This is a genomic window from Glutamicibacter sp. MNS18 (assembly GCF_026107515.2).
Lineage (GTDB): Bacteria > Actinomycetota > Actinomycetes > Actinomycetales > Micrococcaceae > Glutamicibacter.
Genome location: NZ_JAPCHW010000019.1, coordinates 32,583 through 43,504, shown reverse-complemented (window position 1 = coordinate 43,504; position 10,922 = coordinate 32,583). Strand labels below are relative to the sequence as shown.

At 66.3% G+C, this 10,922-nt stretch carries 8 protein-coding genes, 1 pseudogene and 1 riboswitch; of the genes and pseudogenes, 1 reads left to right on the top strand and 8 read right to left on the bottom strand.

The genetic code is table 11. The features are described 5' to 3' along the window. The 7 genes and pseudogenes from OK351_RS17015 to OK351_RS16985 form a co-directional block, all read right to left on the bottom strand. Positions 1-176, bottom strand: a pseudogene (locus OK351_RS17015) (serine hydroxymethyltransferase); the annotation flags it as partial. Continuing rightward, positions 177-557, bottom strand: a complete 381-nt coding sequence (gcvH, locus tag OK351_RS17010; protein WP_265161429.1) for a glycine cleavage system protein GcvH — start codon at positions 555-557, stop codon at positions 177-179. A 58-nt stretch (positions 558-615) separates the two neighbouring features. Next, the gene (gcvT, locus tag OK351_RS17005) at positions 616-1,737 is read right to left on the bottom strand and encodes a glycine cleavage system aminomethyltransferase GcvT (protein WP_371931488.1); all 1,122 of its coding nucleotides are present in this window, start codon (positions 1,735-1,737) and stop codon (positions 616-618) included. 5 nt (positions 1,738-1,742) lie between these two features. Beyond that, the gene (gene gcvP / locus OK351_RS17000; protein ID WP_265161427.1) at positions 1,743-4,589 is read right to left on the bottom strand and encodes an aminomethyl-transferring glycine dehydrogenase; all 2,847 of its coding nucleotides are present in this window, start codon (positions 4,587-4,589) and stop codon (positions 1,743-1,745) included. 161 nt (positions 4,590-4,750) lie between these two features. After that, positions 4,751-4,848, bottom strand: a riboswitch (glycine riboswitch). An 87-nt stretch (positions 4,849-4,935) separates the two neighbouring features. Then, complete coding sequence (locus OK351_RS16995; protein ID WP_265161426.1) at positions 4,936-5,736, bottom strand: SGNH/GDSL hydrolase family protein; 801 nt, start codon at positions 5,734-5,736, stop codon at positions 4,936-4,938. Then, positions 5,736-6,890 carry a serine hydrolase domain-containing protein gene (locus tag OK351_RS16990; RefSeq protein ID WP_265161425.1) on the bottom strand — a complete coding sequence of 385 codons (1,155 nt, stop codon included), beginning with the start codon at positions 6,888-6,890 and terminating at the stop codon, positions 5,736-5,738. The genes OK351_RS16995 and OK351_RS16990 overlap by 1 nt, the downstream gene beginning before the upstream one ends. A gap of 22 nt (positions 6,891-6,912) precedes the next feature. Further along, complete coding sequence (locus OK351_RS16985; protein ID WP_265161424.1) at positions 6,913-7,821, bottom strand: RNase H family protein; 909 nt, start codon at positions 7,819-7,821, stop codon at positions 6,913-6,915. A gap of 121 nt (positions 7,822-7,942) precedes the next feature. On the opposite strand from OK351_RS16985, the gene OK351_RS16980 reads away from it, so the two are divergent. After that, positions 7,943-9,586: an HNH endonuclease signature motif containing protein gene (locus tag OK351_RS16980; RefSeq protein ID WP_265161423.1), complete on the top strand. Its 1,644-nt coding sequence runs from the start codon at positions 7,943-7,945 to the stop codon at positions 9,584-9,586. A 48-nt stretch (positions 9,587-9,634) separates the two neighbouring features. Here the strand turns inward: OK351_RS16980 and OK351_RS16975 are convergent, their stop codons facing one another. Then, entirely contained in the window at positions 9,635-10,747 is a 1,113-nt protein-coding gene (locus tag OK351_RS16975) for a glutathione S-transferase family protein (protein WP_265161422.1), read from the bottom strand. Positions 10,748-10,922: the final 175 nt, after the last annotated feature.

Sequence of the window (10,922 nt, the reverse complement as noted above, 5' to 3'; positions counted from 1 at the left end):
GACCCCTGCGCCTGCATCACCGCCTGCGCCGTATGGTTCTCCGACGCGATCATTTCCAGACCACGCTGCTGACGGGCCAACTCAGCATCAATACGCTGCGCGACCTCCGGATCAAGGGAACCAAGATCCTGGGTTAGGGATTCCGGGGCTAGGGACTGGAATACTGAATTCGTCATTTACTCGACGCTCCCGCCGTTGGTGCTGGCGTAGTCGGCGGCCGACAGCAGTGGGCCTTCCTCAGTCACCTCGACGGTGAACAACCAGCCTGCACCATAGGGATCCTCGTTGAGGATCGCCGGGTTGTCGATGGCTTCGGCGTTGACCTCGACGATGGTGCCGGTCACCGGGGAGTACAGGTCGGAAACCGACTTGGTGGATTCCACTTCACCACAGGTTTCGCCTGCGGTCACCGCGTCGCCGACCTCCGGCAGATCCACGTAGACCACATCGCCCAGGGCGTCGGCGGCAATCTGGGTGATACCGACCTTGGCCGGGCTGGCATCGTCGAGCCACTCGTGCTCGGCCGAGTAGCGCAGGGACGCAAGAACTTTACTCATGATGGTTCCTCTCTGAAGGGAAGCAGTGGGCGCTGTCGGGCGCCCCCAGGTATTAACGTTACTTGGAGCGGGTGTAGAACGGCAGTTCGACAACTTCAAAAGGCAGAGTCTTACCTCGCAGCTCGACATCCAGTGCGGTACCGACCTCGGTGTGTGCACCATCCACATACCCCAGGGCCACCGGGTAGCCCAGGGTCGGAGACGGCAGTCCGGAGGTGATTTCGCCGATGACTTCCCCGTCCTTCAGGATCGGGTAACCTGCACGCCCGGCGCGCTTGCCCAGGCCCTTCAGGCCCACCAGCTTGCGGGCGGTGCCGTTGGCCTTGACCTCTTCCAGTGCGGAACGGCCTATGAAGTCCTCTTCCTTCTTGAAGGAGACCACCGGGCCCAGGTTCGCTTCGAATGGGGTGCGTTCCAGCGAGAGCTCGTTGCCGTACAGCGGCATGCCGGCTTCCAGGCGCAGCGAGTCGCGTGAGGCCAGACCGCAGGGAACCAGCTCGAAGTCGGTGCCGATGGCCACGATCTTGTCCCACAGGCCCGCGGCATCCGCGTTGGCGATGATCAGTTCGAAGCCGTCCTCGCCGGTGTACCCGGTGCGGGCCAGGATGGTGTCCACCCCGCCCAGGGTGAGGTAGGCGGCCGAATAGTACTTCATCCCGGTCACGATCTGCGCGGCGGCCTCATCGGCTGCCAAATGCTTGACGATGGCCTCGGCGTTCGGGCCCTGCACGGCGATCAACGAGGTGTCGGCGGAGGCGTCGTGCACCTGGGCGTCGAAACCCTCGGCACGGGCGGCCAGTTCACGGGCCACCACCGGCGCGTTGCCGGCGTTGGGTACCACCAGGTACTTTTCCTCTTCCAGCCGGTAGACGATCAGGTCGTCGATGATCTTGCCGTCCTCGTCCAGGATCAGCGAGTACTTGGCCTTGCCCAGCTTCACCACGGCGAGGTTACCCGCCAACGCGGTGTTCAGCGCCTTGGCGGCTTCCGGGCCGGTCACCCAGACCTCGCCCATGTGCGAGAGGTCGAACAGTCCCGCGGTGGACCGCACCGCCTTGTGCTCGGCCAGTTCCGAACCGTAGCGCAGGGGCATGTCCCAGCCGCCGAAGTCGGTGAAGTTGGCGCCGAGCTCCTCGTGCTTGGCGTGCAACACGGTGTGCTTGATATCAGTCACGGTCATGATTCCTAGTTCTCGAATGCTTCCGGGGCGGGGCAGGAGCAGATCAGGTTGCGGTCGCCCGCGGCTCCGTCGATGCGGCCTACCGGCGGGAAGTACTTGTCCTGCTTCAGGCTCGGCACCGGGAATACGGCCTGTTCCACCGAGTACTTGCGGTTCCAGTCGCTGGTGATCACCGCGGCGGCGGCGTGCGGGGCACGGCGCAGCGGGGATTCGGCCACGCTGTACACCCCGGCCAGGACCTCTTCCATTTCCTGGCGGATGGTGATCATCGCCTCGATGAAACGCTCGATCTCGGCCAGGTCCTCGGACTCGGTCGGCTCCACCATCAGGGTGCCGGCCACCGGGAAGGCCAGGGTCGGTGCGTGGAAACCGAAGTCGATCAGGCGCTTGGCCACATCCTCCGCGGTGACCCCGGTCTTCGCGGTGATCTCGCGCAGGTCCAGGATGCACTCGTGGGCCACCAGGTTCTTGTTACCGGTGAACAGGATCGGGAAGTGCTCGTTCAGGCGGGTGGCGATGTAGTTCGCGCCCAGGATCGCGTGCTTGGTGGCGCTGGTCAGCCCTTCGCCGCCCATCATCGCGATGTAGGCCCAGGAGATCGGCAACACGCCGGCCGAGCCGAAGGCGGTGGCCACGACCGGCACGCCATCGCGTTCGGTGTAGGTGCCCGAGGCGTCACCCGGCAGGAACGGCAGCAGGTGCTCGCCCACGCCGATCGGGCCGACACCCGGTCCGCCACCGCCGTGCGGGATGCAGAAGGTCTTGTGCAGGTTCAGGTGGCTCACGTCGCCGCCGAACTGGCCCGGCTGGGCCAGGCCCACCAGGGCGTTCATATTCGCCCCGTCGATGTACACCTGTCCGCCGGCGGCGTGGACCTTGTCGCACACCTCGCGCACATCGGCGTCGTACACGCCGTGTGTGGAGGGGTAGGTGATCATGATGGCCGAGAGCACGTCCTTGTTGGCCTCGATCTTCGCATCCAGGTCGTTCGCGTCGATGGTGCCATCGGCGGCGGTCTTGACCACGACGACCTTCATGCCGGCCAGCACCGCGCTGGCGGCATTGGTGCCGTGCGCGGACGCCGGGATCAGGCAGACGTTGCGCTGTCCCTCGCCGCGGGAGGCGTGGTAGCCGCTGATTGCCAGCAGGCCCGCGTACTCGCCCTGGGAACCGGCGTTGGGCTGGATCGAGACCCCGGCGTAACCGGTGATCGAGGTCAGCCGGCCTTCCAGGTCGGTGATCAGCTCACGCCAGCCCACCGACTGCTCGGCCGGCACATACGGGTGGATCCCGGCGAACTCCGGCCAGGTGATGGATTCCATCTCCGCGGTGGAGTTCAGCTTCATGGTGCACGAGCCCAGCGGGATCATGGTGCGGTCCAGCGCCAGATCGCGATCCGAAAGACGGCGCAGGTAGCGCATCATCTGGGTTTCGGAGGAAATGGTGTTGAAGATCGGGTGGGTCAGGTAGTCGCTGGTGCGCAGCAGTTCGGTGGGCAGCTCGAAGCCGTCCGGGGCGCTGAGTTCAACACCGAAGACCTGGGCCAGGGTGGCGATATGGGCGCTGGTGGTGGTCTCGTCGGTGGAGATGCCCACCTGGGTCGCGGAGAGCTTGCGCACGTTGATGCCGGCCTCGGCGGCCTTGGCCACGATCGCGGAGGCATCCTCCACGGTCACCACAACGGTGTCGAAGAAGGCCTGCGAGGCCAGGGCGTAACCGCCGGCACTCAGCGAGCTGGCCAGTACCCGGGCGTGGTTGTGGGTGCGGGTGGCGATCTGCTTCAGCCCGGCCGGTCCGTGGTAGACCGCGTACATCGAGGCGCAGATGGCCAGCAGCGCCTGGGCGGTGCAGATATTGGAGGTGGCCTTCTCGCGTCGGATGTGCTGCTCACGGGTTTGCAGGGCCAGGCGGTAGGCCGGCTGGCCGGTATCGTCGGTGGATACGCCCACCAGGCGTCCCGGCAGCGAACGCTGCAGCCCTTCCTTCACGGCCATGTAGGCGGCATGCGGGCCGCCGAAGAACAGCGGTACACCAAAGCGCTGGGTATTGCCCACCGCGATGTCCGCGCCCTGCTCACCCGGGGAGGTGATCAGGGTCAGTGCCAGCAGGTCGGCGACGATGGTGACCATCGCGCCGGCGTCCTTGGCGGCGGCGATGATCTGCTTGTGGTCCACGACGGCGCCGTCATTGCCCGGCTGCTGCAGCACGATGCCGGAGATCTCGCCCTCGGGCAGGCCCTGGGCCAAGTCCGCGATCTCGATCTCGAAGCCCAGCGCGTCGGCGCGGCCCTGGATGACCTTCAGGGTCTGCGGGAACAGGTTGGCATCCAGTACGGTCTTGCCGGTGCCCTTCTTCTTGTTCGCGCGGCGCATCATCAGCACGGCCTCGGCGGCGGCCGAGGATTCGTCGAGCATCGAGGCGTTGGCGATCTCCAGGCCGGTCAGGTCCATGACCATGGTCTGGTAGTTCAGCAGCGCTTCCAACCGACCCTGGGAGATCTCGGGCTGGTACGGGGTGTAGGCGGTGTACCAGGCGGGGTTCTCCACGATATTGCGGCGGATCACCGGCGGGGTGAGGGTGTCGTAGAAACCCTGGCCGATCATCTGGGTCTTGAGCACGTTCTTCGAAGCCAGGGTACGCAGCGCGGCCAGGGCCTCCGCTTCGCTCAGGGCACCGGGCAGGTCCAGCGGTTCGGCCTGGCGGATATCGGCGGGCACCGCGGTATCCACCAGCTCATCGAGGCTGGAGTACCCCAGCGTGCTGAGCATGGTCTGGACATCGCCGGGGCGAGGGCCGATGTGGCGGGCAACGAATTCGCTACTCGTGGACGACGAGGTCTGCGTAATGGTCATGGTGCGGGAAACTCCGTGGGATCGGTCTAGGGGCATGCCAATGAAAGGTCATTTCCCTCCCCATCCCTGTTCATAAACCTGAGAGTTTTACGTAGCCAGCGCACGAATGCGACTACTTGCACCTTCGGTGAACCGGTAACCCGGTTGCTTTCCAGAGTTGCCTCTTGATGGCGGTACGGTTGCCTGAGAGTTTCCTGGGGAGGATTTGCTCCTTCGGCGCCCTTCCATGGCGTGGGAGGGACTCTCCCGCCATCTGTTAGCGGCGTGGTTCGGGAATTGACCCGGAACACACTGCTAACAATAGCCGCAAGCCGCACCCGGACACAACACCCGGGTCACGGCCCCGTCATCTGGCACCCGAACCGGCCCCGGGTCCACCGAGGCGCACGTAGTCGGGATACTTCGGTTGCAGCAGGTCCCCCGAGGAGGTACCGGTCAGCCGGCGCTTGACCCATGGGGCCAGGTATTCCCGCGCCCAGCCAAGGTCCTCGCGCAGCCGCTCCCCACGGGAGTTCTCCGGCAAGCGCGGCAGCGCCGGCTGTCCGATATCCGTGGCCCAGTCGCCGGGAACCAGACCGTTGTCGGACAGCACCCCCAGGACCTTGCGGGCCATGAGCGTATGGCCGAGTTCGTTCATATGCAGCCGGTCCGTGGCCCAGAGCCGGGGGTCGCTGAATTCCCGCCAGCGCCAGTAGTCGGCCACCATCGCCGCATGCTCATCGGCGATGGTGCGCACCAGTTCGTTGTACAGCGCGGTGCGCGGCCGGGTCCTGGAGAACAGGGGTGATTCGGCGGTGTCGAACCCGGTGAACAGCAGCACCCGGCTCCCGGCTTCGGTGAACCGTCGCACCATGCCCGCATAGCCGTTCATCAGCGAGTTGATGTCCACCTTGGGGCGCAGGATGTCGTTGCCGCCGGCGTAGATGGATACCAGCTCCGGTGCCAGCGCCAGCCCGGGTTCCAGCTGCTGGTTGATCACCTGGCTGATCTTCTTGCCGCGGATGGCCAGGTTCGCGTACTGCCAGTCGCCGCGGGCGCACAGTACCTCGGCCACCCGGTCGGCCCAGCCGCGGGACTGGTTGGGCCGCAGCGGGTCCTTATCGCCCACCCCTTCGGTAAAGGAGTCGCCCAGTGCCAGGAATTTCATCAGGCTCGTGCCCTGCCTTTCACGATGGTGCGGGCGTGCTGGCTGAGCAGCACCCCGGTAGTGGTGTCCACTTCCCCTTCCGGCCCGGAGGGCAGGTAGGCGAAGGCCAGGTGGTAGGCGGGGTCGGCGAAGGCCAACGATGAATTCGCCCCGTCATGCCCGTAGGCGAAGATCGATCCGTAGTCGTTGCCCGCGGTGCCCTTGGCGAAGCCCAGCGCGAAGGACTGCGGCCGCCCGCTGATCCGGTCGATGCCGAAGACCCGTTCCCTGGAGACCTGCGACCAGGTTTCGGGGCTGAGCAGCCCGCGCTCGGCGCCGAGGTCCGGTACCGGGCCGAAGGAGGCGGCGAAGATTCCGGCGAGCGCCTGCGCATCGGCCACGGCACCGAGACTGGCCGGCCCGGCGGCGCGGACCGAGGGCTTGTTGGCCCAGGCCAGCAGCCCGGCCTGCCCGTGGGTGCGCTCCTGGTCGACGTCGAATCCGGCCCGCGAATTCAGCGACATCCCGGAAAGCGAGAACGGGTCGAGGAAGCGTTCGGGCGTGTTGACCACCTGGGTTGGGCGGAAGCGGGCTTCCAGCGAGGCGGGCTGGCCGAGGTAGGCGTCCACACCCAGTGGACCGCGGATGCGACGCTCGTAGAGGTCCTTGAGTTCCTCACCGGTTACCCGGCGCACCAGCTCCTCCATCAGCGTGCCCATACTCAGCGAATGGTAGCCGACGATGTGCTGGCCCAGCGGCCAGTAGCTGGGCAGTTCGGCGAGCATCGCGGCGTACTTGGATGAATCCAGCAGAACGTCCTGGGGCACCCCGCCGGGAACGCCCAGGACGCCACCCTGGTGGCTGAGCAGCTCCCCCACGGTGAGCTTTCCCTTGCCGGCGGCGGCGAATTCGGGCCAGTACCGGTTCACCGGTGCCTCCGGGTCCAGTTTGCCCTCCTGCACCAGCAGCGCGATCACCAGCGATGCCAGGCCCTTGGTGACCGAGTAGACGCAAGCCAGCGCGTCTCCGGCCAGGTAGTCGCCGGCGGTGTGGCTGAGCACCAGCCGTCCGCGGTGGTAGATGGCCAGCTGGGCCGAATAGCCCGGCTGCGCGGCGACGCGACTATCAAGATCGGCGGCCAGCGGGGCGAAGTCCTCGGTGATCAGTTCACGCATGGGGCTTGTTGATCCTCTTTCATTACCTGGTCTGCTCCACGGTTTCCTGGCGGAAACGCAGCTTCCATCCGTTCTCGGTCAGGTGCCACCAGGAGGAGCACAGCAGTCCCTGCCCCTCGGGCTCCATCCGGTAGGCGATCAGCACCGTCGTATCGGACAACGCCTGACCGGTGAGCAGTTGCAGCGGCGCGGTGGCGGGCAGGCTCCGGCCCGAGTCCAGTAGGCGCTGCACGGTGGCCACGTCCAGCAGTATCCCACCCCGGGAAATCTCCTGGTATCCCGGGTGCAGGAAATCGACGTATTCGCCAAAGCTGGCCCGCACCCCGGGATCCAGCACGGCCCGTTCCAGGGCCACGATGGTGGGGACCACATCGGCGGCCGGTTGTGCCGGCGCCGCGAGGTCGGCGGCCGGTTCCGACTCATCGGCGGCTTCCGTTGCCGGGGCAGGTTCCGTTGCCGACGCTCCCCTGGCATATCCCGGGCCGCGGTCCACCGGCTGCCCCTGCTGGTGCGCGGTGGCCGCCGCGCGCGCCTTGTCGTCGGCCGCTTCGTTCAGCTCATGGCCGGCATGGCCGCGAACCCATTCAAAACTGTAGTTCCGGCCCCGGATCGCCTCGTCCAGCTGCTTGAGGATGTCCTGGTTCAGCACCGGCTTGCCGTCGGCCTTTTTCCAGCCCTTCTTCTTCCAGCCGGGCATCCATTTGCTCACGCAGTTGATGGCGTACTGCGAATCGCACAGGATCCTCAGCTCCTGATCGCGCACGTGTTCGGTGGCCCTGAACAGTTCGAGCACCGCCTGCAGTTCACCCATGTTGTTGGTGCCATGGTCCCAGCCGCCAGCCGCCCACGTCGCGTCGTCGATGTACCAGGCCCACCCGGCCGGCCCGGGGTTGCCCAGCGCCGACCCGTCTGCTGCAGCAATGATCGTCATGGGTTTAATCCTGCCATGTCCGGCCGACGGTTTTCGACGGGCACCGCGGGTGGGGCCGGTAGTTGTCCACAGATCGGCCAGTGGCCGGGACCACCGCCCGCTCCTGGGCGATCATCGTTCCATGGCATCACCGACCCCCGAGGCGTCCATGGACCACCTCGACACGACCTGCGCCACCGGCGTGGCCACTGCGCCCACCGGCGAACAGTTGCGCGCCCTGGCTGCCTTGGAAACGCAATACCGCCAGTTGCTGGATGCCCTGGAAGACAAGCAGCTCACCGCTGCCCAATCCCTGGCTTTCCTCAGGATCACCGATGCCACCCGACGCACCGCCTACTATGCGATGATCCGTGCATCAGGTGCTGTCACCGCGACCCAGGCCCACCGGCTGTCCCAGACGGCGTTGGAACATGCCATATCCCAGGACACCGGACAGATTGCCGCTGGTGCGCCGTTGGCCGTCAACCAGCTGCTACCGGCCGGGACCAAGTCCCACTATCGTTCGGAAGTCGAATTGATCGCCCGGGTCGCGGATCTGAGGATCCATTCCGCCAAGGCCCTGGTCAAGTCCCACCGGCAACTGGTGGGCAGCGCCGGGCGCCCGGCCCAGTTCAAGGTCCTGGCCCGGCGGTTCGCCTCCCCGGACCAGAACCCCGAGGTCGTCGCGCAGGCCGCGGCCCGGATTTCCTCGTTGCAGCTGCGTGGCAGGGCGCTGGCAAGGGCCGAATCCCGCGTCGCGCAGTCCACCACCCAGGGCCAGTCGGCGGTCGCCGCGGAACTCAAGTCGTTGTCCGACGAACTCAGTGCACCGGACCTGCCTGAACGCGAGGTAGTGCATGAGCGGTGCGCCGGGCTACGCTACCGCGGGCTGGGTCCCCGCGGGCATGTGTGGGAGCTGACCTGCACGACCGTCGACCACGAATTCCTGAGCACGCTGGCGGATCGGCTGGTCAATCCGAAGCTCGCCGCCAACCGGCAGGGCACTTCCTTCTCCGCCGGGGAACTACCCGCCGATGCGGTGACGGCGCCGGAGGACGAATACAACGACCCTGCCTCAGTGAAGGCCCGCAAGTTGCTGCACACCCTGGTTGAGATCCTGCGCCGCCATGCCGGGGCCCAACGCACGGCGAGAGCCTCGCGCACAGCCGCACAGCCGACGCGGAGCACGGCAGACACCGATGCACCGCAACCCGTCGGCACTCCCGACGAGTCAGCCGGAACGGGCGGGAAGTGCGCGGATGCCGAGCCGGTCGGGTTGGTGCTGCCACCGATGATCGACCTGATTGTCACCATTGACTACGATGCCTTGCGTGGGGCCACGGACGCGGCCGGAATCACCAGCCACGGGCAGCGGATCAGCGCCACCGCCCTGCGCCAATCGGCGGCGATTGCCGGCATTATTCCCGAGGTCCTCGGCGGCGACGGCGAAATCCTGGATTACGGTCGACGACGAAGACTGTTCACCACCGCACAAACGCGCGCGGTGGTGGGACGCGATCGCGGGTGCATCAATCCCGGATGCACGATGCCGGCGCATCGGTGCGAGGTGAACCATATCAAACCCTGGCACCGGGGCGGGAAGACCTGTACGGACAACGGTTGCCTGCTGTGCAAGGGCTGCCATATGGCCTTCCACGCCGGGCACTTCAGGATCAAGCTGATCAACGGGGTACCCTACGTATTGCAGTCCCGCGATCGTGACCCCGAACAGCTGTGGAGACGCAACTGGGTCTGGTATCCACAAGCCGAAGCCCTGGCCGCCTAGTGCAGGCGACCGGGGTCGCAGCCAACGGCTCCGGACGCAGTGGCGGATCTAGGCCGCCGGGTACAGCGGGTTATGGCCGGCCTGCACCCGCTCCGCGGGGCGTACCGGATCCGGCGCGGTGCCGTCCAGGAATTGCGGGCCATCGGCCAGCGCCTGCCGGCCGTGGGATTCCAGCCACCCGTCCAGCAGTGGTCCCCGCGGGATGATCCCGGTGGGGTTGATATCCTCGTGCACCACGTAGTAGTGCGCCTTGATCTGCTCGAAGTCCACGGTGTCGCCGAACCCCGGGGTCTGAAACAGGTCCCGGGCATAGCCCCAGAGATTCGGCATATCCGTCAGGCGGTTGCGATTGGTCTTGAAGTGCCCGTGGTAGACCGGGTCGAAGCGGACCAGGGTGGTGAACAACCGTACATCGGCCTCGGTGATGTGGTCGCCCATGAGGTAGCGCCGGGTGGCCAGGCGGTCCTCCAGATAGTCCAAGGCGGTGAAAAGCCGGTCGAAGGCGTCGTCGTAGGCCTGCTGGCTTCCGGCGAAGCCGGCACGGTACACGCCGTTGTTGACCTCGGTGAAGATCCGCTTGATCAGCGGCAGCATCTGCTCCAGCTGGTCCGCCGGCACAAGGTTCGGTGCACCTTCACGGTGGAAGGCCTTCCACTGGGTGGAGAAGTCCCAGGTGATTTGCGGGTAGTCGTTGGTGACCACGGCACCGGTGGGGATATCCACGATCGCCGGCACGGTGATGCCGCGCGGGTAGTCGGCAAATCGCTTGAAGTAGTTCTCCTGGATGCGTTCGGTGCCCAACACCGGGTCACGGCCCTCGGGATCCAGGTCAAAGGTCCAACTGCGCGCATCGTGGGTCGGCCCGGGCAATCCCACACAGATCGCGTCCTCCAACCCCAACAGTCGGCGTACGATCAGCGTGCGGTTCGCCCAGGGGCATGCCCTCGCGGCCACCAACCGATAACGCCCGGCCTCCACGGGCCATACCTGCGCCCCTTCGCCCAGCGGGGCATCGGGATGCCCGATGGAACTGCCGGGCTCCCCATGGGCCTGGGATAGGTCCGTGTCAGCGGCCAGGATCCGGTCCTGGATGTAGTTGGTGTCCCGGGTGAATTCACCACCGGTGACGTAGCTTCCCTTGGTGGAATACTGCTGGTTCATGATGCCCTCCTGAAGGTACTTGGCCACAGACTAGCCTGTTGCGGTGGCGCTGGGGTGAAATCGGTCAAAAAACCAGGCCCTGGCCCCGATGGGAACCACCGTGGGGGCCCTTCGCCCGGCGATCATGGTCGTCGGCGCTTGCGTCCTGGCTGACCGTGGCCAGGGCCCCGGGCCC